The 22,670-nt window shown below is 66.8% G+C and carries 20 protein-coding genes and 3 tRNA genes; 8 read left to right on the top strand and 15 right to left on the bottom strand.

Annotation, left to right across the window (positions count from 1 at the left end; translation table 11 throughout):
- The first annotated feature begins 7 nt into the window (after positions 1 to 7).
- The gene (locus tag CAL29_RS26200) at positions 8 to 1,411 is read left to right on the top strand and encodes an MmgE/PrpD family protein (protein ID WP_094855835.1); all 1,404 of its coding nucleotides are present in this window, start codon (positions 8 to 10) and stop codon (positions 1,409 to 1,411) included.
- Positions 1,412 to 1,571: 160 nt separating this feature from the next.
- On the opposite strand, the gene CAL29_RS26195 is transcribed toward CAL29_RS26200, so the two are convergent.
- Complete coding sequence (locus CAL29_RS26195; protein WP_094855834.1) at positions 1,572 to 2,444, bottom strand: nickel/cobalt efflux transporter; 873 nt, start codon at positions 2,442 to 2,444, stop codon at positions 1,572 to 1,574.
- A 182-nt stretch (positions 2,445 to 2,626) separates the two neighbouring features.
- Here CAL29_RS26195 and CAL29_RS26190 point away from each other — a divergent pair, with 182 nt between their 5' ends.
- Positions 2,627 to 2,896 (top strand): metal/formaldehyde-sensitive transcriptional repressor, encoded by a 270-nt coding sequence (locus CAL29_RS26190; RefSeq protein WP_094855833.1) that lies wholly within the window; start codon positions 2,627 to 2,629, stop codon positions 2,894 to 2,896.
- Positions 2,897 to 3,118: 222 nt separating this feature from the next.
- Complete coding sequence (locus CAL29_RS26185) at positions 3,119 to 4,129, top strand: Bug family tripartite tricarboxylate transporter substrate binding protein (protein ID WP_094855832.1); 1,011 nt, start codon at positions 3,119 to 3,121, stop codon at positions 4,127 to 4,129.
- Positions 4,130 to 4,277: 148 nt separating this feature from the next.
- Here the strand turns inward: CAL29_RS26185 and CAL29_RS26180 are convergent.
- From CAL29_RS26180 to CAL29_RS26170, 3 genes are all read right to left on the bottom strand, one after another.
- A tRNA-Asp gene (locus CAL29_RS26180) sits at positions 4,278 to 4,354 on the bottom strand.
- 38 nt (positions 4,355 to 4,392) lie between these two features.
- Positions 4,393 to 4,468, bottom strand: a tRNA-Glu gene (locus CAL29_RS26175).
- Between the two features lie 55 nt (positions 4,469 to 4,523).
- A tRNA-Ala gene (locus tag CAL29_RS26170) sits at positions 4,524 to 4,599 on the bottom strand.
- A gap of 383 nt (positions 4,600 to 4,982) precedes the next feature.
- Between CAL29_RS26170 and CAL29_RS26165 the strand changes: the two genes are divergently transcribed.
- Positions 4,983 to 6,068 (top strand): aldo/keto reductase, encoded by a 1,086-nt coding sequence (locus CAL29_RS26165; protein WP_094855831.1) that lies wholly within the window; start codon positions 4,983 to 4,985, stop codon positions 6,066 to 6,068.
- Between the two features lie 165 nt (positions 6,069 to 6,233).
- Here the strand turns inward: CAL29_RS26165 and lnt are convergent, their stop codons facing one another.
- From lnt to miaB, 5 genes are all read right to left on the bottom strand, one after another.
- Positions 6,234 to 7,865 (bottom strand): apolipoprotein N-acyltransferase, encoded by a 1,632-nt coding sequence (lnt, locus tag CAL29_RS26160; protein WP_373559814.1) that lies wholly within the window; start codon positions 7,863 to 7,865, stop codon positions 6,234 to 6,236.
- Positions 7,862 to 8,737 (bottom strand): HlyC/CorC family transporter, encoded by an 876-nt coding sequence (locus tag CAL29_RS26155; protein WP_094855829.1) that lies wholly within the window; start codon positions 8,735 to 8,737, stop codon positions 7,862 to 7,864. Before CAL29_RS26155 ends, lnt begins: the two co-directional genes overlap by 4 nt.
- 124 nt (positions 8,738 to 8,861) lie before the next feature.
- Positions 8,862 to 9,353: an rRNA maturation RNase YbeY gene (ybeY, locus tag CAL29_RS26150; RefSeq protein WP_094855828.1), complete on the bottom strand. Its 492-nt coding sequence runs from the start codon at positions 9,351 to 9,353 to the stop codon at positions 8,862 to 8,864.
- Complete coding sequence (locus CAL29_RS26145) at positions 9,343 to 10,377, bottom strand: PhoH family protein (RefSeq protein ID WP_094855827.1); 1,035 nt, start codon at positions 10,375 to 10,377, stop codon at positions 9,343 to 9,345. Before CAL29_RS26145 ends, ybeY begins: the two co-directional genes overlap by 11 nt.
- The gene (gene miaB / locus CAL29_RS26140; RefSeq protein WP_094855826.1) at positions 10,374 to 11,813 is read right to left on the bottom strand and encodes a tRNA (N6-isopentenyl adenosine(37)-C2)-methylthiotransferase MiaB; all 1,440 of its coding nucleotides are present in this window, start codon (positions 11,811 to 11,813) and stop codon (positions 10,374 to 10,376) included. Before miaB ends, CAL29_RS26145 begins: the two co-directional genes overlap by 4 nt.
- 374 nt (positions 11,814 to 12,187) lie before the next feature.
- Here miaB and CAL29_RS26135 point away from each other — a divergent pair, with 374 nt between their 5' ends.
- Positions 12,188 to 12,931, top strand: coding sequence for a phosphatase PAP2 family protein (locus tag CAL29_RS26135; RefSeq protein WP_094855825.1), 744 nt, complete (start codon positions 12,188 to 12,190; stop codon positions 12,929 to 12,931).
- A 7-nt stretch (positions 12,932 to 12,938) separates the two neighbouring features.
- Here CAL29_RS26135 and CAL29_RS26130 read toward each other — a convergent pair whose 3' ends face one another.
- Positions 12,939 to 13,820: an SDR family oxidoreductase gene (locus tag CAL29_RS26130; protein WP_094855824.1), complete on the bottom strand. Its 882-nt coding sequence runs from the start codon at positions 13,818 to 13,820 to the stop codon at positions 12,939 to 12,941.
- A 25-nt stretch (positions 13,821 to 13,845) separates the two neighbouring features.
- Here CAL29_RS26130 and CAL29_RS32215 point away from each other — a divergent pair, with 25 nt between their 5' ends.
- Positions 13,846 to 14,430, top strand: coding sequence for a winged helix-turn-helix transcriptional regulator (locus CAL29_RS32215; protein ID WP_306430702.1), 585 nt, complete (start codon positions 13,846 to 13,848; stop codon positions 14,428 to 14,430).
- A 78-nt stretch (positions 14,431 to 14,508) separates the two neighbouring features.
- Here CAL29_RS32215 and secF read toward each other — a convergent pair whose 3' ends face one another.
- The 5 genes from secF to queA form a co-directional block, all read right to left on the bottom strand.
- Complete coding sequence (gene secF, locus CAL29_RS26120) at positions 14,509 to 15,438, bottom strand: protein translocase subunit SecF (RefSeq protein ID WP_094855822.1); 930 nt, start codon at positions 15,436 to 15,438, stop codon at positions 14,509 to 14,511.
- A gap of 77 nt (positions 15,439 to 15,515) precedes the next feature.
- Positions 15,516 to 17,396, bottom strand: coding sequence for a protein translocase subunit SecD (secD, locus tag CAL29_RS26115; RefSeq protein WP_094855821.1), 1,881 nt, complete (start codon positions 17,394 to 17,396; stop codon positions 15,516 to 15,518).
- 111 nt (positions 17,397 to 17,507) lie between these two features.
- Positions 17,508 to 17,855 (bottom strand): preprotein translocase subunit YajC, encoded by a 348-nt coding sequence (yajC, locus tag CAL29_RS26110; protein ID WP_094855820.1) that lies wholly within the window; start codon positions 17,853 to 17,855, stop codon positions 17,508 to 17,510.
- A 204-nt stretch (positions 17,856 to 18,059) separates the two neighbouring features.
- Positions 18,060 to 19,196: a tRNA guanosine(34) transglycosylase Tgt gene (tgt, locus tag CAL29_RS26105; RefSeq protein WP_094855819.1), complete on the bottom strand. Its 1,137-nt coding sequence runs from the start codon at positions 19,194 to 19,196 to the stop codon at positions 18,060 to 18,062.
- Positions 19,193 to 20,281, bottom strand: coding sequence for a tRNA preQ1(34) S-adenosylmethionine ribosyltransferase-isomerase QueA (queA, locus tag CAL29_RS26100; RefSeq protein ID WP_094855818.1), 1,089 nt, complete (start codon positions 20,279 to 20,281; stop codon positions 19,193 to 19,195). Before queA ends, tgt begins: the two co-directional genes overlap by 4 nt.
- A 171-nt stretch (positions 20,282 to 20,452) precedes the next feature.
- On the opposite strand from queA, the gene dacB reads away from it, so the two are divergent.
- Positions 20,453 to 21,931: a D-alanyl-D-alanine carboxypeptidase/D-alanyl-D-alanine endopeptidase gene (gene dacB / locus CAL29_RS26095; protein ID WP_256977755.1), complete on the top strand. Its 1,479-nt coding sequence runs from the start codon at positions 20,453 to 20,455 to the stop codon at positions 21,929 to 21,931.
- 76 nt (positions 21,932 to 22,007) lie between these two features.
- Positions 22,008 to 22,646, top strand: a complete 639-nt coding sequence (gene upp / locus CAL29_RS26090; protein WP_094855817.1) for a uracil phosphoribosyltransferase — start codon at positions 22,008 to 22,010, stop codon at positions 22,644 to 22,646.
- Positions 22,647 to 22,670 lie beyond the last annotated feature (24 nt).

The following is a 22,670-nucleotide window of genomic DNA, read 5'->3' as shown; positions in this document are numbered from 1 at the left end:
TGCAGGAATGACCAAGAGCCATAGCAAGCAAGCCGATCCCGTCCAGGACGCCCTGACGCCCATGCCCGAGCTGGCCGCCTATCTGGCGCGCGCGCTGGCGCAGCCCTTGCCGGACGAGGTGGTCGACAAGGCCAAGGCGCACATGCTGGACACCATCGCGTCCATGGTGTCCGGCGCGCAGATGAAAGCCGGCGCCGCCGCCATCGCCTATCTCAAGGCGCTGGGAGAGACCGGCGCGCGGTCCGCGGTCGCCGGCACGCGCCTGCATGCGTCGCCGGTGCATGCGGCCCTGGCCAACGGCATGTTCGCTCACGCGGATGAAACCGACGATTCCCATGCGGCGTCCTTGACCCATCCGGGATGCGGCATCGTGCCGGCGGTGCTGGCCGCGGCCGAGTTCTTCGGCCGCGGCGGCCAGGACATGCTGCGCGCGATGGTGCTGGGCTACGACGTCTGCGCGCGCCTGACCTTGTCGCTGCACGCCTACGATTTCCGGGTGGCGGGGCATTCGACGCATACCTTCGGCCCCAACTTCGGCGCGGCGGCGGCGGCCGGCGCCTTGGCCGGCCTGGACGAAACGCAATGCCGCTACGTCATGTCCTATGCCGCGCAACAGGCGTCCGGCGTGGCTTGCTGGATGCGCGACAAGGACCACATCGAAAAATCCTTCGACTTCGGCGGCATGGCCGCGCGCAACGGCGTAAGCGCCGCCATCATGGTGGCCAGCGGGTGCACGGGCGTGGACGACGTGTTTTCGGGCGAGCGCAACTTCTATCATGCCTTCGGCGACGACCCCGACCGCCTCGCGCTGGGGCGCGAGCTGGGCGTGCGCTATGAAATCCTCGGCACCGGCATCAAGCGCTGGACCGTCGGCTCGCCTATCCAGGCGCCGCTCGATTCGACGCATGCGCTGGTACATCGCCACAAGCTGAAGCCGGACGCCATCAAGGCCGTGCGCGTGCGCATTCCGCACGAGTCGCTGACCATCGTCAATAACCGCGACATGCCGGAGATCTGCCTGCAACACCTGGTGGCGACCATGCTGATCGACGGCGACATCGACTTCCATTCGGCGCACGACCGCGCGCGCATGCAGGATCCCCAGGTGCTGGCGCTGCGCGCCTTGATCTCGCTGGAAGGGGACGACGAGCTGTCCCGCGCCATGCCCAGCCGCCAGGGCATCGTGGAAATCGTCCTGGACGACGGCAGCACGGTCGCCGAACACACCAAGGCCGTGCGCGGCACCCCCCTGAACCCCATGACGCGCGAAGAAGTCCAGTCCAAGGCCCTGGGCCTGCTCGCCCCCGTCCTCGGCGAGCCCCGCGCCACCGCTCTATGCGACGCCGTCTGGTCCCTGGAAAACTGCCACGACGCCCGCGCATTCACGGCGCTGATGCAGCCGGGGGAATAAGTCGGGCGCAATTATTCCGGCGCGTTGGCCGCATCCCGATTGAACTTGAAATCGGGAGGCAGCTTGCCTCGATACTTGTTCAGTCGTTCCAGAAGCGCATCTACGTTCCGCTTCTTAGGCACGGCAGATTTCCCGGAGGTGCGGGAGAGCCTGTTCCGGCTCATGCGGCGGATGCCGTGGCGGCTTGGTGGATCACGTACAGGCCGACCAGCACGATGACGACGCCGGACAGGTAGGGGGCCTTGCGGGCGAATTCGCCGAGACCGTTCCAACGGCGGGCGGCGTGGCGCACGCCCAGGGCGGCGAGGGCGCCGGAGGCGACCAGGGTGAGCGCCAGGCCGATGCTGAAGCCCAGGACCAGCGTGGCGCCCAGCGCGGCTTTCTTCAGGTGCAGGCAGAGCAGCAACACCGTGATGGAGGCGGGGCAGGGGATCAGGCCGCCCGTCAGGCCGAACAGGACGACCTGGCCCGTCGTGACGTCGCGGCCGGTGAAGCGGCGGCGGATGGCGTCCGCGTGCGCTTTTTCGTGCGCGTCCTGATGCATGGGTTCATCGCCCGCATGGCGGTTGTCGTGGTCATGGGAATGAACATGGTCATGACGAGCCGCATGAGCGTGATCGTGATCGTGATCGTGGCCGTGTTCGTGATGGTGGACGTGATCATGCTCATGCGCATGGCGCGCATCGCCCAGCCACTGGTTGCGCCCCGTGCGCCACAGCATCCACGCCCCGACGCCGACGATCAACACCCCCGAGACGATCTGGAAATAGGGCTCGCTGGTCGCCGCGTCCCAATTGCGTCCGAAGTACAGGCCCGCCATCGCCACGGCCCATACCACCGCGGTATGCGACAGCGTCGCGGACAATCCCAGGAGCACCGCCTGCCTCAGGGTGCCGCGTATTGCCACGATGAAGGCCGCCATCATGGTCTTCGAATGTCCCGGCTCCAGGCCATGGAGCGCGCCCAGCGCGATGGCGCTGGGCAGAAAGAGCCAGGCGTTGCCTTGCTGCAGAAGCGTGGCGAAGTCGGTCATGGAAGCATGTGCAGGGCGTCTGCCGGCGATTCGTTGGAAGGGCCCGCCCGGGGGAGCGCATGAGCGGCGCGGCCAGCGGTCGGGGGCAGTCTCCAACTATACTCCCCCCTAGTATATTGCGTGCTAATTTCCACCGTCCCGGCATTGGCTTTCCCGCCGGTTTACCGTCCGAGGCCACTTCCATGCACACCATCCGCGACAAAGCCAAGCTGCTCGCCCGTGTCCGGCGCATCAAGGGGCAGGTGGCGGCGCTGGAGAGCCAGCTCGACCAGGAAGACGATTGCGGCGCCATCCTGCAACAGGCGGCCGCCGTACGCGGCGCGGTCAATGGCTTCATGAGCACCATCATCGAAGGCCATCTGCAAGACCATGTGGTCCATGAGCCGGAATTGAGCCAGCGCCAGCGCGACCTGGACATCGTCATGCAGGCCATCAAGTCCTATCTCAAATAGGCCTGCCGGATATACGGCTCCCGTTTGACCGTATCCGTGGCGTGAAATCACGCAACCCACTATTCCTCCAGCACGCTTTCTTTAAGCTGCATGACAGCCGCGAGCGCATTGGAGAACATAGCCTTGCCCAATTTTCATAACAGGCAGGCGCCGTCTCCCTATCATCGACAAAAAACAGGTTTGGCCCTCGCTTCGGGCCACAACGCCATATAAGGAGACAACATGAAGCCAATGAGCCAATCCGTGGCCAGATTCGTCGCGGCCGGTGCAATCGCATGCCTTGCCGCCCTCACTGCCCGCGGCGCCCATGCCGCCGGCGACGATGCCGCCAAGGACTATCCTTCCAAGCCCATTACCTTGCTGGTCGGCTTTCCCGCCGGCGGTCCGGCGGACAATGCCGCGCGCCTTCTGGTGGATCGCATCGTCACGAAATGGCCGCAGGCCAAGATCATCGTGCAGAACCGCGGAGGCGCGAACGGCGCGATCGCGGCGACTGAATTGACGAAGGCGCCGGCCGACGGCTACACCCTGTTCTTCGTCACGCGCAGCCACGTGAACCTGAAATGGCTCACGCCCAATCTGCCTTTCAATCCGGAGACCGATTTCCAGCCGGTCGCCATCGTGCTGGACGTGCCCAATGTGATGGTGGTGGGCCCCTCCGTGAAAGCGCCCGACTATGCCGCCTTCGTCAAGGATGTCGCGGCGCATCCCAACCAGTACACCGCGTTCTCGTCGGGCAACGGTTCCGATCCCCATCTGGCGCTGGCCGAATACATGCAGAAATCCGGCCTGCGGATCCGGCACATCCCCTACAAGGGCGGCAACGAAGGCATGCTCGACATGCTGGCCGGCCGCGTCGACCTCTCGTTCGCCACCCTGGGCACGGTGATGTCGCAGCTTCGGAAAGGCAAGCTGCGCGCCCTGGCGATCGGCGGCAAGGCGCGCAGTCCGCAACTGCCCGACGTTCCCACCTTCGCAGAAGTAGGGGTGAAGGACTTCTCGCCCGAAGCCTGGTACGGCGTGATGGCGCCCAAGGGCACGCCCCCGGCGATCGTCGCGAAACTGAACGCCACCATCAACGAAGTCATGAACACGCCCGAAGGGGCCAAGAAACTCGAAACCCTCGGCGCCGTCCCTGTCCGCAATACCGTGGACGACTTCACTGCCATCTACAAGCACGACCTGAAGACCAACGGCGAACTCATCCAGCGCCTGGGCATTCACATCGATTGACGATTCCGCGCGGATAGATTCTGCCGTTCCCTCAGCGCGACGGCAGAATCGATGCATCCATGCGCGACGTCAAAAACAAAAAAGCTCCGAGCGTATAAGCATCGGAGCTTTTTTCGAACCATGATGTCACATCATCGTTCATGAATTCTGGCGGAGCGGACGGGGCTCGAACCCGCGACCCCCGGCGTGACAGGCCGGTATTCTAACCAACTGAACTACCGCTCCGCAGCGGTATGTATTACTACATCCTAGCCAGAGTAAACTGGCGTCCCCTAGGGGATTCGAACCCCTGTACTCACCGTGAAAGGGTGATGTCCTAGGCCTCTAGACGAAGGGGACCTGGAACTGCACGAACAACTGAACTACTTTACTGCAACTTCGCGTCCGGCTGGAGTGGTGGAGGTAAGCGGGATCGAACCGCTGACCTCTTGCATGCCATGCAAGCGCTCTCCCAGCTGAGCTATACCCCCGTATCCGGACGTCTTCAACAAATCCTGCCATAAAAACCCGGGCCAGAAACTACACTGAACCGCGCTTTTACCGCTGTCTTTGCTGACTTCGTTTTGTTCCGTCGGCGAAGAAACGAGATTATGCATGAACTTTTTGGCCTGTGCAAGTCGGATCCCAAAAAATTTGTGTGAAGTGCGAAATTTCTTTTGGGCGTGGCACTTGCGCCCGCCGGCAAGGTCTTATGTGGGACGACGAAACACGCGGGCGGACACGGAAGCCATGCCGTTTCGGCCGTGGAAGAAGGCATGCTAGGCCAACGCACGGGGGCCCTGGCCACGCATGCCGGCGCGAACGCGCGGGGCGCGGGCCCGCCGCATTGCATAACCGGATTCAGGAGCACGGCATGAGCAACACGTCTTTTCCCACGCGCCCGTTGGGCCGCACCGATATGTCCATCACCCGCGTCGGCTTCGGCGCGTGGGCAGTGGGCGGCGCCGATTGGGCCGCCGGCTGGGGCGCACAGGACGACAGCCTGTCCGTCGCGGCCATCCGGCACGCGGTCGAGCGCGGCATCAACTGGATCGACACGGCGGCGGTCTACGGACTGGGCCATTCCGAGGAAATCGTGCGCGCCGCGCTGAAGGAACTGGCGCCGAGCCAGCGCCCTTATGTCTTCACCAAGTGCGGCCTGGTGTGGGACGAGCACGATCGCCGGGCGGCGCCGCGCCGCGTGGGCGCCGCGGCCAGCATACGGCGCGAAGCCGAGGCTTCGTTGCGGCGCCTGGGCGTCGAACGCATCGATCTCTATCAGATGCACTGGCCTTCCGGCGACGGCGCGCCGATCGACGAATACTGGCAAGCCTTGCTCGACCTGAAGCAGGCCGGCAAGGTGCGCGCCATCGGACTATCGAATCACAACGTGGCGCAACTGGAAGACGCCGAGCGCCTGGGCCACGTGGATACCTTGCAGCCGCCGTTCTCCGCCATCCGCCGCGACGCGGCCGCGGACCTGCTGCCGTGGTGCGCGGCGCACGGCACCGGCGTCATCGTCTACAGCCCGATGCAATCGGGGCTGCTGACGGGGCACTTCAACGCGGAACGGGCAGGGCAGCTCGCGCCCGACGACTGGCGTTCGCGCGACGCCGAATTCCAGGGCGCGAATCTGCGGCGCAACCTGGCGCTGGCGGAAGCCCTGAAACCGGTGGCCGAACGCCATGGCTCGACCGTGGCGGCGACCGCGGTGGCCTGGACGCTGGCGTGGCGGGGCGTGAGCGGCGCCATCGTCGGCGCGCGCGCTCCGGCGCAGGTGGACGGCTGGCTGGGCGCCGCCACGATGGAGTTGGATGCCGACGACATGGCGGAGATCGCCGCCGTTATCGAGACCCGCGGCGTGGGAACGGGGCCGTCGTCGCCGGCCCGCCAGGCCGGCGCGGCCTTGCCGCTGGTGGACGAGCGCAACAGCGGCCTGAACGGATTGAACCTGCCCTGATCCGCCGTGCCGAATGGCTTCGATCCGGCATCGATCCGGCATCGATCCGGCATCGATCCGGCATCGATCCGGCATCGATCCGGCATCGATCCGGCATCGATAGGCCACCGATCAGACATCAACCGGGCACATCGATCGGGCATCGATCAGCCCATCGATCGAACATCAATCCGGCCGCCGCCCTCGCGGCCGCCGCGCCGCCAACGCCCCCAGCCCGATGGCGATCAGCAGTTCCGCTGGCAGGTTGCCGGTGCGCGTATAAGGCGTCAGCCCGCTCATACCCTGCACCTGCGTCGCCAGTTCGGCGCGCGTCATCGGCGGCAACGCCGCCTGCACGCGGCCTCGCGGATCGATGGCGACCGTCAGGCCGGTATTGGTGGCGGCCAGCATCGGCCGGGCGGTCTCCAGCGTGCGCATGCGGCCGATCTGCAAATGCTGGCGCAGAGCCCACGAATCGCCGAACCAGCCCAGGTTGCTGATGTTCAACAGGATGCTGGCGCCGGCCTCGCCGTTGGGCCCCGGCCGTATCGCGGGCAGCAATTCCTCGCCGAACAGGTCCTCGTAGCAGATGTTCAGCGCGATGCGCTGGCCGTCCACCGGGAAGGGCGCCTGCCAGCGCGCGCCGTTGTCGAAATCGCCCAGCGGAATGTTCAGCAGATCGACGAACCAGCGGAAGCCCGGCGGCACGAACTCGCCCCACGGGACCAGGTGCTGCTTGTCGTAGCGCGTGGCGATCTCGCCGCTGCGCATGGCCTCGGTGGAACTGTCGCCGTCGAACCCGATGGCGCTGTTGGTCCAGCGATCCTTGCCGTTGACCACGCGATGCAGCGGCACGCCCATGATGATGGTGGCCTGGCGCTCGGCGGCGATGCGCTTCCAGATGTCCCAGACCTGCGGCGGCAACTGGTCCTGGAAGACGGGCAGCACGGTTTCCGGCAGCACGATCAACTGCGGCGCGGGCGTGCCCGCCGGCGGTGGCAGCGAAGCCTGGTTCATGTGCTGGATCAGACCTTGCTCCATCAGCGCGGGATCGAATTTGTCGGACTGCCCGACGTTGCCCTGGACCAGGCGGACCTGTAGCGGCGCGCCCATGGGTTGCGACCAGGTGCGCAGGCCCAAGGCCCAGCCCGCCAGCGCCAGCAGCACCGCCAGCCCAGCCGGGACGGCGAGGCGCGCGTCCCGCGCCGCATTCTTGCGGGGCTGCCAGAGCACGGCCAGGGCCGCGGCCGCGAAGGCGGCGATGAGGACGATCCCGTACAGCCCCAGCAAGGGCGCCCAACCCGCGTAGGGGCTGTCGACGTGGGCGTAGCCGATGTTCAGCCAGGGGAAGCCGGTCCAGAGATTGCCGCGCACCCACTCCAGCGCGCCCCAGGCCACGGCGAAGGCCAGCGCCGCGCGCAGCCGGGCCTTCCAGTGGCCATCGGGCGGCAGCGGCGCCAGCCAGCGCGCCAGGGCGCAGGCGGCGGCGGGAAAGAGCGCCAGAAAGGCGGACAGCAGGAACACGCCCCCCGCGGCCAGCGGCGCCGCGAGATCGCCATAGCGATGCATGCTGATGAACAGCCAATACAGGCCCACCGTGTAGCAGGCGGTATTGAACAGCCAGCCGAACCAGAACGCGCGGCGCGGCCCGGCGGCGGTCATCACCTGCCAGGCGAGCACCGCCAGCACGACGATCTGCAAGGGGGCCAGCATCGCGTCGGGCAAGGGGCCGGGCGCGAAGGTGAGCGCTTGCGCGGCGCCGGCCACGAGCACGGCGGCCGCGCGCGGCGAGCGCGGAAAACGGACGAAGGACATCATTCCTGGATGGGGGCGGGAGGCAATCGCTTGACGCGCAGCCACAAGGGGCGGCGCGCATCGGCGCGGACCACCTCGATGCGCAGGCCGTCATGCTGGACGAATTCGCCGCGGCGCGGGATGCGGCCCAATTGCGCGCTGACCCAGCCGCCGACCGTGTCGTAGTCGTCGTCGGGCAGGCTGCTGCCGAAAGTTTCGTTGAACTTGGCGATTTCCGTCGTGGCCTGCACGCGCCACGTGTTGTCGCCCTCGGCGAAGATGGTGGTTTCCTCGTCTTCGTCGAATTCGTCCTCGATGTCGCCGACGATCTGCTCCAGCACGTCCTCCATGCTGACCAGGCCGGAAATGCCGCCGTGCTCGTCGATGACGATGGCCAGGTGATTGCGGCTGGCGCGGAATTCGTGCAGCAGGACGTTCAGGCGCTTGGTCTCGGGAATGAAGACCGCCGGCCGCACCAGCGAGCGCAGCTCGATGCCGGGTTCCAGTATGCAGCGCAGCAGGTCCTTGGCCAGCAGGATGCCGACGATGTTGTCGCGGTCGCCTTCATACACGGGGAAGCGCGAGTGCGCGGTCTCGATGATGGTGGACAGCAGGGCGGGCAGGGGCAGCGAGATATCCAGCAGGTCCATGCGCGAGCGCGGCACCATGATGTCGCCGACCGTGCGCTCCGACACGGCCAGGGCGCCCTTGATCATGGTGTAGGACTCGGCGTCGAGCAGATCGCGTCCGTGCGCCGCCTCCAAAACCGCCTTGATGCCTTCGCGGTCTTCGGGCTCGCGCCGGACCAGGGACAGGATGCGGTCGAGCAGGGATCGGGTGGAGGATTTGGCCGGGCGGGTCGCGTCGGCCTCGTTGGCAGGGTATGGGTCGGGCATCGTCCAGAGGACAAGTTACAGAATGGGTCAGCATAACCGATGTTGCCGGCCGGTTTTGTAACCCGGACATCGTAATTACCCGGGGGAAACGCGCACCGGCGCGGGGGGCGGACGCCCCGCCGGCCTACAGCGGCGTGTAGGGGTCGGGGATGCGCAGGGCGGCCAGCAGCCGGGTTTCCAGGGACTCCATGCGGCGCGCGTCTCGCGCTTTGACGTGGTCGTAGCCCAGGGCGTGCAGGGTGCCGTGCGCCGTCAGGTGGGCGGCATGCGCCAGGAGGGGCTTGCGCTGTTCGCGCGCCTCGCGCGCCAGCACGGGCACGCAGAGCACGATGTCGCCGCGCGCGGTGCCGGCCGGATCGACGCCGTACTCGAACGTCAGCACGTTGGTGGCGTAGTCGCGGCCGCGGAAATCCCGGTTCAGGCGCCGGCCCTCGGCCTGGCCCACCAGGCGCAGGTTGATTTCCGCGCTTTGGAAGTCCACCAGCCCGTCGGCTTGCGCGCCGGCCAGCGCATGGGCCACCCAGCGGCGCAGGCGCCAGCGCGGCAGGCGCGGCTCGGCCACCGCGTACTGCACCGAGAGCGCCAGCGCGGGGGGCGCGGGCAGCTCAGGCTTCATCTTCGGCGGCCTGCTCGTAGGCGTCGACGATGCGCGCGACCAGCGGATGGCGCACCACGTCGCGGCTGGTGAAGCGGGTGGTGGCGATGCCCTGCACGTCCTGGAGCACGCCCACCGCGTGCGCCAGCCCGCTCTGCTGGCCGCGCGGCAGGTCGACCTGCGAGGGGTCGCCGGTGATCACCGCCTTGCTGCCGAAGCCGATGCGCGTGAGGAACATCTTCATCTGTTCCGGCGTCGTGTTCTGCGCTTCGTCCAGGATGACGAAGGCATGATTCAGCGTGCGTCCGCGCATATAGGCCAGCGGCGCGATTTCTATGGTCTGCTTCTCGAACAGGCGCTGCACGCGCTCGAAGCCCATCAGGTCGTAGAGGGCGTCGTAGAGCGGACGCAGATAGGGATCGACCTTCTGCGCCAGGTCGCCGGGCAGGAAGCCCAGGCGCTCGCCGGCCTCCACCGCCGGCCGCGTCAGCACCAGCCGCTGCACGGTGTCGCGCTCCATGGCGTCGATGGCGCAGGCCACCGCCAGCCAGGTCTTGCCGGTGCCGGCCGGGCCGATGCCGAAGGTGATGTCGTGCTTGAGGATGTTGTTCAGGTAGTCGCGCTGGCGCGGCGTGCGCGGCCGCAGGTCGCTGCGGCGGGTGCGCAGGGCGATGCCGCCGCTCTCGTCGTCCAGGTCCGGCAGGGCCTGCGTGTCGAGGGCGGGGGTGGCCCCGTTGTCCGCGTCGCGCGGCCGGGAAACGCCAATTTCCACCAGTCCCAACTGGATGTCGTCCACCGACAGGGGCTTGTGCACGGCCTGCTCGTGGAAGCGGCGCAGGGCGCGCGCCGCGACGTCGGCCTGTTCGCCTTCCAGGATGACGCGGTTGCCGCGTCGTTGCAATTTGACGGCCAGGCCATCGGCCAGTTGGCGCAGATTCTCGTCCAGCGGGCCGCACAGGTTGGCCAGGTGGGTATTGTCGCCGTCCAGCGTGACGGTGACGGGCAGGGGGCGGCGGGCGCCGCGGCTGCGCGGGGCGCTGCTCATTCTTGTCGTGCTCCTTCGGCGGCGCCGCGCGCCTGCTCGATGCCCGCCACTTCGGCGCGCAGGGAATTGGTATAGGCCTGGGTGATGACCACGTCCACCATCTGTCCGACCAGGCGCGCCGGCGCCGGGAAGTTGACGATGCGGTTGTTCTCGGTGCGGCCCATCAGTTCGTTGGGATCGCGGCGCGACGGGCCTTCGACCAGCACCCGCTGCGTGCTGCCCACCATGCCGTGGCTGATGGCGGCGGCCTGTTCGCCGATCAGGGCTTGCAGGCGTTGCAGCCGCTTGAGCTTTAGTTCCTGCGGCACGTCGTCGCGCAGGTCGGCGGCCGGGGTGCCCGGCCGGCGCGAGTAGACGAAGGAGAACGAGGTGTCGAAGCCGACGTCCTCGATCAGCTTCATGGTCTTTTCGAAATCGCTTTCCTCTTCGCCGGGAAAGCCGACGATGAAGTCGGAGGACAGCGTCAGGCCCGGCCGGGCTTCGCGCAGGCGACGCACGATGGACTTGAATTCCAGCGTGGTGTAGCCGCGCTTCATGGCGGCCAGCACGCGGTCGCTGCCGGCCTGCACCGGCAGGTGCAGGAAGGACACCAGCTTGGGCAGGCGCCCATGGGCCTGTATCAGGCGCGGCGTCATTTCCTTGGGGTGCGAAGTTGTGTAGCGGATGCGCTCGATGCCCGGGATCTCGTGGACGTATTCGAGCAGCATGGCGAAATCGGCGATTTCCCCGCTCTCGCCCATGGCGCCGCGGTAGGCGTTGACGTTCTGCCCCAGCAGCGTCACTTCCTTGACGCCCTGGTCGGCCAGGTCGGCGATTTCGACCAGCACGTCGTCGAAGGGGCGGGAGACCTCTTCGCCGCGCGTGTAGGGCACCACGCAGAAGCTGCAGTACTTGCTGCAGCCTTCCATGATGGAGACGAAGGCGGTGGCGCCTTCGACGCGGGGCGGCGGCAGGGCGTCGAACTTCTCGATGTCCGGAAAGCTGATGTCCACCTGGGACACGCCGTCGGCTTGCCGCTGGCGAATGAGCTCCGGCAGGCGATGCAGGGTCTGCGGGCCGAACACCACGTCCACGTAGGGCGCGCGCTTGACGATGGCCTCGCCTTCCTGGCTGGCGACGCAGCCGCCCACGCCGATGACCAGGCCGGGCTTGGTCTTCTTCAGGTGCTGGACGCGGCCGAGGTCGGAAAAGACCTTTTCCTGGGCCTTTTCCCGCACCGAACAGGTGTTGAACAGGATGACGTCGGCGTCTTCCGGGTTGTCGGTGAGCTCCAGGCCCTGGTCGGCGCGCAGGACGTCGGCCATCTTTTCCGAGTCGTACTCGTTCATCTGGCAGCCGAAGGTGCGGATGAAGAGCTTGCGGGCGGGTTCGCTGGGGGTGGGCGCGGACGGCGCGGCGGCGTGCACGCCAGCGCGCTTGAGGGAGATTTCTTGCATGGTGTAAGCCGTAACGGGTGTAGATCCCGGGGGCATGTCGGGGACGAAACACATTATTTTACCTCGCACCGCCTCTTGTCTCCTCATTGTCGCGATTCAACGGTACGATTGCGGGCTATTATTCGGCGGGCCCGTCGGTCAACGAGCTGTAAGGCTGGCGGGGAGAGGGCGGTCACGCGCCATCCATGCGTGATGCGTTCCCGGAGCGGCCTTTCCCGCACAGGCTTCCCGCCCCCCGCCGAAACGCGCCGATACGGTGTGTGCAGCATCCTGCCGTCCCAGCCGTAACCCCGTAGTCGCGCCGTAACCCAGCCGCCGTGCCCCGCCGTTTGCCTAAGGGGGCCGCTATTTTCGTTGAAGCCTGGATTTTCTCGATGAGCGAATTGCCTCCTTCGCCCTCAACCGTCGTCGGCGCCCGCCGCGGCGTTACCCGTTTCGTGCCGCCCGCCCGCTGGGTCGCGGTGCTCCTGGCCGGCGTCGTGGTGCTGGCCCTGCTGGCCACCTACGTGGACCTGCCCCTGGCGATCTATATCCAAAAGGCCACGTCCGCCGATGTCGACGGCGCCTTCAATATGATCGGCCAGTTGGGCGAGCGCGGCGAGAATTACGCGCTGGGCGCGCTGCTCGTGTATGCCATGTCGCTGCGCGCCATGCGGCGCGGCTGGCGCGAGCCCTGGGCGGGCGCCTATGACCGCCTGGCGCGCGGCGGCCTGTTGATGGTGGCCGTCCTCGCCATGGGCGGTATCGTGACCGGCGTGCTCAAGCACCTGGTGGCGCGCGCCCGCCCCGAAATGTTCTTCGAGCGCGGTTTCTACGGCCTGGGGCCCATGTTCGGCGGCAAGCACTATACGTCCTTCCCGTCCAGCCATACCTTGACCGCCTTCGGCGTCGCCGTCACCGTCGCCATGGTGTTCCCGCGCTGCCGCTGGCCCGCGCTGCTGCTGGCCACGCTGATCGCCGTCAGCCGCCTGGTCAACCTGGACCACTATGCTTCCGACGTCACCGCCGCCGCCCTCATCGCCCTGGTCACCGTCGTATTCCTTTCCCCCTATTTCCTCGATCCCGCCCGGCAATGGCCCAGTCGCCTGCCGTGGCAATGGTTCAAGCGGGGGGGCTGAACGGCGATCATTTTTTCAAATGCCTGACGATATTCTCGATCAGCCCCGGCCCTGTCGGATCCCATCCAAGCAATTGCCGCGTGATAGCGCTCGATGCCGACAAGTCGCGCTGCACGAGCCGCCCGAAAAAACCGAAATGCGCATCGGCGTCTTCTGAGGGAATCGAGGAGATGGGCACGTTCAAGCCATCTCCGATAGCCTCGGCTATCGCCTTGAGCGTAACGCCCTCTTCGCTCACTGCATGATAGGTGGCCCCCGCTTCATGTCTGTCCAGGGCAAGCGCGTAGACGCGAGCAGCATCCTGGACGTAACACGCAGACCAGCGATTCGATCCGTCATCGACGTAGGTGGAAACACCCTTCTCACGCGCGATACCTATCAAAGACGTCACAAGGCCTTGCTTCGCGACGCTATGCACCTGCGGCAGACGTATGACGTTCACATGAACGCCTCGCGTCTGTAGCGATATTGCCGTTTGTTCAGATACGCGCGGCGTTGGCGATATGTCTGGCAGTTCCACACGCTCTGTGATTGGCCGGACATGTGATTCCAAAGGCATGCCCGTACTCACCAAGAGTGGGCGATCCGTACCTTCCAACACGTCGCCAAAAGTCTCGATGACACGCTTGTCGAGCTCCGCGCTTTCTTTAAATCTGGAAAAATCATGCTCGAACGCGCAGTGAATCACGGCGTCCGCCATTGCGACGCCAGCGTGAATACTCTTCAAGTCCTCAAGACGTCCTAGATGCACGTCTGCGCCGGCAGAACGCAGGAATTTTTCGCCCGCTTCCGATCGAGCCAGCCCAAGCACGCTGTGGCCGCGCGCAAGTAGCTGAGGAATGATGGCGGACCCCACCAGGCCTGTAGCGCCGGTCAAGAATACACGCATGACTAAGCTCCTTTTGTAAGGGGCAATGATTGCCAGGAATCCGGGTGCACATCTGGCGAATAACCAGGCGATCGCCAGCGCATGGCCAACGACCAGGATTACTTCCAGTAAGCTACATAATGAAAGAACGCTTGATAGAAAGGAAGAAGGAACATTCACCTCAGCAAGTGAGGAAAAAGTAACTATGAGGAAAATTCAGCAGAACGTCTCGCGAGAACCGGTCGCACTCCTGTGCGATAGCGAAGAAGCGAAGGTCGTTCGAGAATTCATGGCGAAGGTCGGCGACAAGTGGACCATTATGGTCGTCGTTCTGTTGGGAAGACGTCCCACGCATCGAGCGCGATTTTCCGAGTTGCAGAAGCTCGTGACAGGGATATCTCAACGAATGCTCAGCACGACGTTGCGAGCCTTGGAGAGGGACGGATTCGTCCTCCGGGAAGTTTTCCCGGAGGTGCCCCCGAGAGTGGAATATGAGCTGACCGCTCGTGGGCTGAGCTTGCTGGAGCCACTGCACAATCTGGTGGCGTGGATCGGAGACAATTGGGAATCGATAAAAAAGTCGCGAGAACTTTTTGACCAACGGCCTCGGGGCGTAGGAAGCGATCGATGAACGAAAAAAAGCCAGCCTGGATGAGGCTGGCTTTTTTTGCACCAGGCGCCTTATCGCGCCGATGCCGGGCGGCCCGGCTCAGGCCACTTCCGGGCCTTCCTTCTTGACCGGCTTGACCAGGTCTTCGCGCTTGACGCCGAACCACATGGCCAGGGCCGCGGCGACGAAGACGGACGAGTAGATGCCGAACCAGATGCCGATGGTCAGCGCCATGGCGAAATAGTGCAGGGTGGGACCGCCGAAGAACAGCATGGACAGCACCATCATCTGGGTCGAACCGTGGGTGATGATGGTCCGCGAGATGGTCTGCGTGATGGCGCCGTTGATGACTTCCGGCACGCTGGCCTTGCGCTGCTTGCGGAAGTTCTCGCGGATCCGGTCCATGATGACCACCGATTCGTTGACCGAGTAGCCCAGCACCGCCAGCACGCCCGCCAGCACCGACAGCGAGAATTCCCACTGGAAGAAGGCGAAGAAGCCCAGGATGATGACCACGTCGTGCAGGTTGGCGATCACGCCGGCCAGGGCGAACTTCCATTCGAAGCGGATGCCCAGGTAGATGACGATGCCCAGCACCACGAAGAGCAGGGCCATCAGGCCGTTGTGCACCAGTTCCTGGCCGACCTGCGGGCCGACGAATTCCACGCGCCGCAGTTCGACCGAGGGATCGGCCGCCTTCAGGGCGGCCAGCACCGCGTCGCTCTGCGCCGCCGAGGTCTGGCCGTGGGCCAGCGGCAGGCGGATCAGCACGTCGCGCGAGGTGCCGAAGTTCTGCACCTGGAAGTCGGCGTAGCCGAGCTTGCCGACGGCGCCGCGCACTTCGTCCAGTTGGGCGGCCTGGGCGTAGTTGACTTCCATCACCGTGCCGCCGGTGAATTCGATGGACAGGTGGAAGCCGCGCGTGGCGATGAAGAATACCGCGGCCAGGAAGGTCACCAGACTGATGGCGTTCAGCACCAGCGCGTGGCGCATGAACGGTATGGTGCGGTGGATCCGGAAAAATTCCATGATATGCCTAGCGTTCGTTGACTAGCTGTGAAGTACGGCTGTGGGAGGGCGGCCCGCGCCTGCGCGGGGCCGGCGCCTTATTCGCTCTTGGGTTTCCAGACCTGGCCGATGGAAATGCTGGCCAGCTTCTTCTTGCGGCCGTACCAGAGGTTGGCCAGGGCGCGCACGCCGACCACCGACGAGAACATCGACGTCACGATGCCCAGGCAGTGGACCACCGCGAAGCCGCGGATCGGGCCCGAGCCGAAGGCCAGCAGCGCCAGGCCGACGATCAGCGTGGTCAGGTTGGAGTCCAGGATGGTGCCCCAGGCGCGCTCGAAGCCATGGTGGATGGCCTGTTGCGGCGAGGCGCCGTTGCGCAGTTCTTCCCGTATCCGCTCGTTGATCAGCACGTTGGAGTCGATCGCCATGCCCAGCGTCAGCGCGATGGCGGCGATGCCGGGCAGCGTCAGCGTGGCCTGCAGCATGGACAGCACCGCCAGCAGCAGCAGCACGTTCACCGCCAGGCCGATGGTGGAGAACACGCCGAACAGGCGGTAGTAGAGGATGATGAAGACGGCGATCGCCACGAAGCCCCACAGCGTGGAGTGGAAGCCCTTGGCGATGTTGTCGGCGCCCAGGCTGGGACCGACGGTGCGTTCCTCGATGATGGACATCGGCGCGGCCAGCGCCCCGGCGCGCAGCAGCAGCGCGGTGTCGGCGGCTTCCTCGGCGCTCATGCTGCCGGAAATCTGCACCTGGCCGCCGGCGATTTCGCCGCGGATGACCGGGGCCGTGACCACTTCGCCCTTGCCGTTTTCGAACAGCAGGATGGCCATGCGCTTGCCGATGTTGTCGCGGGTGACGTCGCGGAAGATGCGCGCGCCCTTGCTGTCCAGCGTCAGGTGCACGGCCGCCTGCTGGGTCTGCTGGTCGCGGCCCGGCTGGGCGTCCTGCAGGTTTTCGCCGGTCAGGATGACCTGGCGGCGCACCAGCACGGGGCGGCCGTCGCGATCGGTGTAGCGTTCCAGGCCGAAGGGCACGGTGTTGGCCGCCAGCGCCGACTGGGCCGCCGGCGAGTCGTCCACCATGCGGATTTCCAAGGTGGCGGTGCGGCCCAGCAATTCCTTGGCCTTGGCGACGTCCTGCACGCCCGGCAACTGCACCACGATGCGGTCGTTGCCTTGCTGCTGGATCACGGGCTCGGACACGCCCAGCTCGTTGATCCGGTTATGCAAGGTGGTGATGTTCTGGTTGAGCGCGTTTTCCTGCACGCGGGTGACCGAGGCGGGGCTCAGCGCGCCGCTCAACTGCACCTTGCCGCCGTCGTTTGTGTCGGTGAACTGCAGGTCCGGCAGGCGCTGGCGCAGCACGGTCACGGCCTGGTCGCGCGCATCGGTGTTGGCGAAGGTGAGCAGCACCGACTGGCCGCTGCGCTCGACGTTGCCCACGGGCACGTTCTGGTCGCGCAGCGTGGTGCGCACGTCGGCGGCGAGCGAGTCGTAGCGGGCGGTCAGCGCGCCCTGCATGTCGATCTGCAGCAGGAAGTACACGCCGCCGCGCAGGTCCAGGCCCAGGTACATGGGCTTGGGCTCGAACCAGCCCAGGTTATGCATCCAGGTCGGCGAGGCGGGCAGCAGGTTCAGCGCCACGGTGTAGTGGGGATCGCCGGCGACGGTGTTCAGCGTTTTGTCGAGCAGGTCGCGGGCCTGCAGTTGCTGGTCGGTGTTCTCGAAGCGGGCGCGGATGGTGCCCAGCGTGCCGTTCTGCTCGTAATAGGCGCCCACCGTCGGGATGTTGGCCGTGGCCAGGGTGCGTTGGACCGTATCCAGCAGGTTCTGGTCGACCTTGATGGTCGCCTTGGCGGCGGAAATCTGCACCGCGGGCGATTCGCCGTAGAAATTCGGAAGCGTATAGAGCAGGCCGATAACGACCGCGATCAGGACCGTCAGGTACTTCCAAAGGGGATAGCGGTTCATGGCCGTGACTCTAGATCTGGACGAAATGCAGGGGGGATGAAAGAAAACCGCGCGCGCCCCCGGCGCCGCGCGGCATGCCGGCCCGCCACGCGGGCCGGCCAGGTCAGACGCTTACAGGGCCTTGATGGTTCCCTTGGGCAGCACGGTCGACACGGCGGTCTTCTGCACCACGACTTCCACCGGCTTGTCGGCCAGTTCGGCGACTTCCACGGTGATGTAGCTGTCGGTCACCTTGGAGACCTTGCCCAGCAGGCCGCCGGCGGTCACCACTTCGTCGCCCTTGGCCAGGGCGGAAACGAGGTTGCGATGTTCCTTCTGGCGCTTCATCTGAGGACGGATCATCAGGAAGTAGAGGATCACGAACATCAGGATGATGGGGGCCATGCCGAGCAGGGAGCCGGCGGCGCCGCCTTCGGCGGCTTGGGCCACGACGACGCCGAGGTTATCGATGAGGGACATAAGGTTCTCCTTGGTTGGATCCGGAGCGGATCCGGATCTGAGCAGGTTTTGGATCCGGATTTGCGGATCTTGGTATGTTTTTCGCCACTGTTGAGCGCGAGCCTGGGACAGGGCAGCCCGCTATTGTAGCGATGTTGCCGGGGCCGGCCAGCGGGGCGTGCCGCGCGGGTCCGGCCGGGCCGCCGGCCCGGGGGGCGGCAGGCCCTAATCCACCCCGCGCGCCCGGTCGGCGGCGAATTGCTCGCGCCAGGCCTGGAAGGTCCCGGCGGCGATGGCGCCGCGCATTTCATCCATCAGGTTCAGGTAGAAATGCAGGTTGTGCAGGGTATTCAGGCGCGCCCCGGTGATTTCGTTGGCGCGCTGCAGGTGGTGCAGGTAGGCGCGCGAGAAGTGGCCGCAGGTATGGCAGCGGCAGGTCGGGTCCAGCGGCCGGGTGTCGTCGCGGTAGCGCGCGTTGCGGATCTTGACGTCGCCGTAGCGGGTGAACAGCCAGCCGTTGCGCGCGTTGCGCGTGGGCATGACGCAGTCGAACATGTCGATGCCGCGCGCCACCCCGTCCACCAGGTCCTCCGGCGTGCCCACGCCCATCAGGTAGCGCGGCGCGTTGACCGGCAGGCGCGGCGCCACGTGGGTGAGGATGCGCAGCATGTCTTCCTTGGGCTCGCCCACCGACAGGCCGCCGATGGCATAGCCGTGGAAACCGATGTCGGCCAGCCCGGCCAGGGACTCGTCGCGCAGGTTTTCGTACATGCCGCCCTGCACGATGCCGAACAGCGCGTTGGGATTCTCCAGCTTGTCGAAGGCATCGCGCGACCGGCGCGCCCAGCGCAGCGACATGCGCATCGACTTCGCCGCTTCCTCCTGGGTGGCGGCGCGGCCGTCGATCTCATAGGGCGTGCACTCGTCGAACACCATGGCGATGTCGGAGTTCAGCGCGCGCTGGATGGCCATCGATTCCTCGGGGGTCAGGAACAGCCGCGCGCCGTCGATGGGCGAGGCGAACTTGACGCCTTCCTCGGTGATCTTGCGCATGCCTTGCAGGCTGAAGACCTGGAAACCCCCGGAATCCGTCAGGATGGGCTTGTCCCAGCCCATGAAGCCATGGAGGCCGCCATGCTTGCGCATGATCTCGTTGCCGGGACGCAGCCACAGGTGGAAGGTATTGCCCAGCACGATCTGCGCGCCGACCTCCTTCAGTTCGTGCGGCAGCATGGCCTTGACGCTGCCGTAGGTGCCGACCGGCATGAAGATGGGGGTCTCGACCACGCCGTGGTTCAAGGTGATGCGGCCGCGGCGGGCCGCGCCGTCGGTGGCGAGGAGTTCGAAGTTCAGTCCGTTCATACTGCTGCGGGGCCGGAGGCGGCGGGGTGGGAGGACGCCAGGGAGGCGGGCGCCAGGGGCGATTCGATGAGCATGGCGTCGCCGTAGCTGAAGAAGCGGTAGCGCTCGGCCACCGCATGGGCGTAAGCGCGCCGGATGGGCTCCATGCCGGCCAGCGCCGAAATCATCATCAGCAGGGTCGACTGGGGCAGGTGGAAATTGGTGACCAGGCCGTCCAGCACCTGGAAGCGGTAGCCGGGCGTGATGAAAAGCTGGGTGTCGCCCTGGGTGGCGCGCAGCGGCAGGGCCTGGGCGGCGGCCGATTCCAGCGCGCGCGCGCTGGTGGTGCCCACGGCGATGACGCGGCCGCCGGCGGCGCGCGCCCGCGCCACGGCGTCGGCCGTGGCTTGCGGCACCGTGTACCACTCGGCGTGCATGACGTGGTCGGACAGCTTTTCCACCTGGACCGGCTTGAAGGTGCCGGCGCCGACGTGCAGGGTGACGAAGGCGCGGGCGACGCCGGCCTCGTCCAGGCGCCGCATCATGGCGTCGTCGAAATGCAGGCCGGCCGTGGGCGCGGCGACGGCGCCGGGCGCGCGGGCGTAGACCGTCTGGTAGCGTTCGTCGTCCTCGGCCCCGGCGGCATGCGTGATGTAGGGCGGCAGCGGCGTCGCGCCGTGCGCCTGCAGCAGTTCCAGCACGTCGCCGGGAAAGCGCAGGTCGAACAGCGCGCCCTCGCGGCCCAGCACGGTGGCCTCGAAACGGTCGGCCAGGCGCAGCACCGTGCCGGGGCCGGGCGACTTGCTGGCCCGCACGTGGGCCAGGGCGCGGTCGGCCTCGACGATGCGCTCGACCAGCACTTCCACCTTGCCGCCGCTGGCCTTGTGGCCGGTCAGGCGCGCCTTGATGACGCGCGTGTCGTTGAACACCAGCAGGTCGTTCGGGCGCAGCAGGCCGGCCAGGTCGGCGAAGACGCGGTCGTGCAGGCGGCCCTGGGCGTCCAGGTGCAACAGGCGGCTGCCGCCGCGTTCGGGGCTGGGGTGCTGGGCGATCAGCTCCGGCGGCAGGGCATAGTCGAAATCGGCGACGGTAAGGGGGGACGACACGCGGAGAAAAGGGAAATTTTCTGGAATCCCCTATTGTACGGTGGCGCCGTGGCCCACGCCGGGCGGGCCGTCGCGGGCCGCGCCGCCGTTCCCTGTATGCTCACGGTTTTGGCGGAACGGGCTCCAGGGGCGGCGCAGGCCGCGTGGGGCGGGGCGAGTGAAGGGCAGGGCATGATCGAAACGATGGGCAGGCGCATTCGGGCGTGGGGCGGACGAGTCGCGGCGGCGGGCCTGGCCGCGCTGGCGCTGGCGCTGGCGGCGGGCGTCCAGGCCCAGGGCCTGGCGCCGGCGTCGCAGAACGTGCTGCCGCGCGAACTGGCCCAGACCTGGCGCGCCAGCAAGCTGCCGGATTCCTCGTTGTCGCTGGTGGTGCAGGAGATCGGCGGCCCGCGGCTGATTTCCATCAACGCCAAGGAGCCGCGCAACCCGGCCTCGGTCATGAAGCTGGTGACCACCTGGGCCGGCCTGTCCGACCTCGGGCCCAACTACACCTGGCGCACCGAATTGCTGGCCGAGCCCGGCGCCCACGCCGGCCCGGACGGCGTGCTGCCGGGGCCGCTCTACCTGCGCGGCGGCGGCGATCCCCTGCTGCTGATGCAGGACCTCTGGACGCTGCTGCGCGACCTGCGCCTGCACGGCGTGCGCCAGATCAACGACCTGGTCGTCGACCGCACGCTGTTCGGCAACGTGGCGGTGGATCCCGGCGCCTTCGACAGCGCGCCCGACCGGCCCTACAACGCCAATCCGGACGCCTTGATGGTGGGCTTCGGCGCGGTGCGCCTGCTGTTCACGCCCGATCCGGCGGCGCGCCGGTGGAACGTCGTCATGGACCCCCCGCTGCCCGGCGTGAAGATCGCCGGCCAGGTCGAATGGAGCGATATCCGCTGCCCGGGCTCGCCGGACATCAACACGGATCCCGTCATCACCCAGCAGGGCGTGTCGCTGCGCCTGTCCGGCAAGGTGGCGGGTTCCTGTGGCGAATTCGACGTCTACCGCCTGGCCCTGGGGCAGCCCGAGTTCGCCACCGAGGTCTTCCGCCTGCTCTGGCGCGAACTCGGCGGCACCTTCAGCGGCCGGGTGCGGGCCGGCATGGTGCCGGGCGACGCCGTGGTGCTGGCTACCCATGAATCGCCCTCGCTGGGCGACATCATCCGCAAGATCAACAAGCGCAGCAACAACGTCATGGCGCGCACGCTGCTGCTGACCCTGGGCGCCGAGGGCGGCCGCCGTCCGGCCACGGTGGAAAGCAGCGGCGAGGTGGTCAAGCGCATCCTGGCCAGCCAGGGCCTGAACATGCCCGAGCTGGTGGTCGACAACGGCGCCGGCCTGTCGCGCGTGGCGCGGGTGTCGGCCGACAGCCTGGCCTCGCTGATGACGGTGGCGTGGAATTCGCCGTTCATGCCGGAGTACATGTCCTCGCTGGCCATCGCCGGCCTGGACGGCACGGTGCGGCGGCGCATGCGCGGCAAGGGCACGCAGGGCATGGCGCACCTGAAGACCGGCACCCTGAACGGCGTGCGTTCCATCGCGGGCTATGTCCTGGGAGCCAGCGGCAAGCGCTACATCGTGGTGAGCATCGTCAACCATCCCCAGGCCGAGTCGGTGCGGGCCTTCGACGATGCGCTGATCGCCTGGCTGGCGGACCGGTAGGCGGCGGGCCGCCTGCTGGCGCGCGGCGGCGCAATCGGGCTACGATGCGCCAGCCGCATCGATACCGGAGACCGCCATGCCCGTGCATGAAATACGCCACCCCCTGATACGCCACAAGCTGGGCATCATGCGCCGCGCCGACCTGAGCACCAAGAGCTTTCGCGAACTGGCGCAGGAAGTCGGCGCCCTGCTCACCTACGAGGCCTCGAAGGACCTGCCCCTGGAGCCGTGTACGGTCGAGGGCTGGTGCGGCCCCATCCAGGTGGAGAAAATCGCCGGCAAGAAGGTCACGGTGGTGCCCATCCTGCGCGCCGGCATCGGCATGCTGGACGGCGTGCTCAGCCTGCTGCCCGGCGCCAAGGTCAGCGTGGTGGGCATCGCCCGCAACGAGGAAACCCTGCAGGCCCATACCTACCTGGAACGGCTGGTGGGCGAGCTGGACCAGCGCACCGCGCTGATCATCGACCCCATGCTGGCCACCGGCGGCTCCATGGCGGCCACCATCGACCTGCTCAAGCAGGCCGGCTGCCGCGACATCCGCGCCCTCGTGCTGGTGGCGGCGCCGGTGGGCATCGCGCACATCGAAAAGCTGCATCCCGACGTGCGGATCTATACGGCCGCCATCGACGAGCGGCTCAACGAGGACGGCTACATCATTCCTGGCCTGGGCGACGCCGGCGACCGGATTTTCGGGACCAAGCAGAAAGAAGAATAGGCGGTCGCCTGCCGGCGGTCGGCC

The sequence above is a fragment of the Bordetella genomosp. 10 genome (genome assembly GCF_002261225.1).
In the GTDB taxonomy this organism is placed as follows: domain Bacteria; phylum Pseudomonadota; class Gammaproteobacteria; order Burkholderiales; family Burkholderiaceae_B; genus Bordetella_C.
Note: the sequence above shows the minus strand (reverse complement) of the source record. Positions and strands in the feature narration are given on the sequence as shown.

Excerpts from the sequence above, each read along its gene's own strand:
- CAL29_RS26135 (WP_094855825.1), top strand. The coding sequence starts at position 12,188 with ATGAGCGAATTGCCTCCTTCGCCCTCAACCGTCGTCGGCGCCCGCCGC.
- CAL29_RS32215 (WP_306430702.1), top strand. The coding sequence starts at position 13,846 with ATGATTGCCAGGAATCCGGGTGCACATCTGGCGAATAACCAGGCGATC.
- CAL29_RS26165 (WP_094855831.1), top strand. The coding sequence starts at position 4,983 with ATGAGCAACACGTCTTTTCCCACGCGCCCGTTGGGCCGCACCGATATG.
- upp (WP_094855817.1), top strand. The coding sequence starts at position 22,008 with ATGCCCGTGCATGAAATACGCCACCCCCTGATACGCCACAAGCTGGGC.
- miaB (WP_094855826.1), bottom strand. The coding sequence starts at position 11,813 with ATGCAAGAAATCTCCCTCAAGCGCGCTGGCGTGCACGCCGCCGCGCCG.
- CAL29_RS26130 (WP_094855824.1), bottom strand. The coding sequence starts at position 13,820 with ATGCGTGTATTCTTGACCGGCGCTACAGGCCTGGTGGGGTCCGCCATC.
- dacB (WP_256977755.1), top strand. The coding sequence starts at position 20,453 with ATGATCGAAACGATGGGCAGGCGCATTCGGGCGTGGGGCGGACGAGTC.
- CAL29_RS26155 (WP_094855829.1), bottom strand. The coding sequence starts at position 8,737 with ATGCCCGACCCATACCCTGCCAACGAGGCCGACGCGACCCGCCCGGCC.
- CAL29_RS26145 (WP_094855827.1), bottom strand. The coding sequence starts at position 10,377 with ATGAGCAGCGCCCCGCGCAGCCGCGGCGCCCGCCGCCCCCTGCCCGTC.
- CAL29_RS26190 (WP_094855833.1), top strand. The coding sequence starts at position 2,627 with ATGCACACCATCCGCGACAAAGCCAAGCTGCTCGCCCGTGTCCGGCGC.
- CAL29_RS26185 (WP_094855832.1), top strand. The coding sequence starts at position 3,119 with ATGAAGCCAATGAGCCAATCCGTGGCCAGATTCGTCGCGGCCGGTGCA.
- ybeY (WP_094855828.1), bottom strand. The coding sequence starts at position 9,353 with ATGAAGCCTGAGCTGCCCGCGCCCCCCGCGCTGGCGCTCTCGGTGCAG.
- secD (WP_094855821.1), bottom strand. The coding sequence starts at position 17,396 with ATGAACCGCTATCCCCTTTGGAAGTACCTGACGGTCCTGATCGCGGTC.
- yajC (WP_094855820.1), bottom strand. The coding sequence starts at position 17,855 with ATGTCCCTCATCGATAACCTCGGCGTCGTCGTGGCCCAAGCCGCCGAA.
- CAL29_RS26200 (WP_094855835.1), top strand. The coding sequence starts at position 8 with ATGACCAAGAGCCATAGCAAGCAAGCCGATCCCGTCCAGGACGCCCTG.
- tgt (WP_094855819.1), bottom strand. The coding sequence starts at position 19,196 with ATGAACGGACTGAACTTCGAACTCCTCGCCACCGACGGCGCGGCCCGC.
- secF (WP_094855822.1), bottom strand. The coding sequence starts at position 15,438 with ATGGAATTTTTCCGGATCCACCGCACCATACCGTTCATGCGCCACGCG.
- CAL29_RS26195 (WP_094855834.1), bottom strand. The coding sequence starts at position 2,444 with ATGACCGACTTCGCCACGCTTCTGCAGCAAGGCAACGCCTGGCTCTTT.
- lnt (WP_373559814.1), bottom strand. The coding sequence starts at position 7,865 with ATGATGTCCTTCGTCCGTTTTCCGCGCTCGCCGCGCGCGGCCGCCGTG.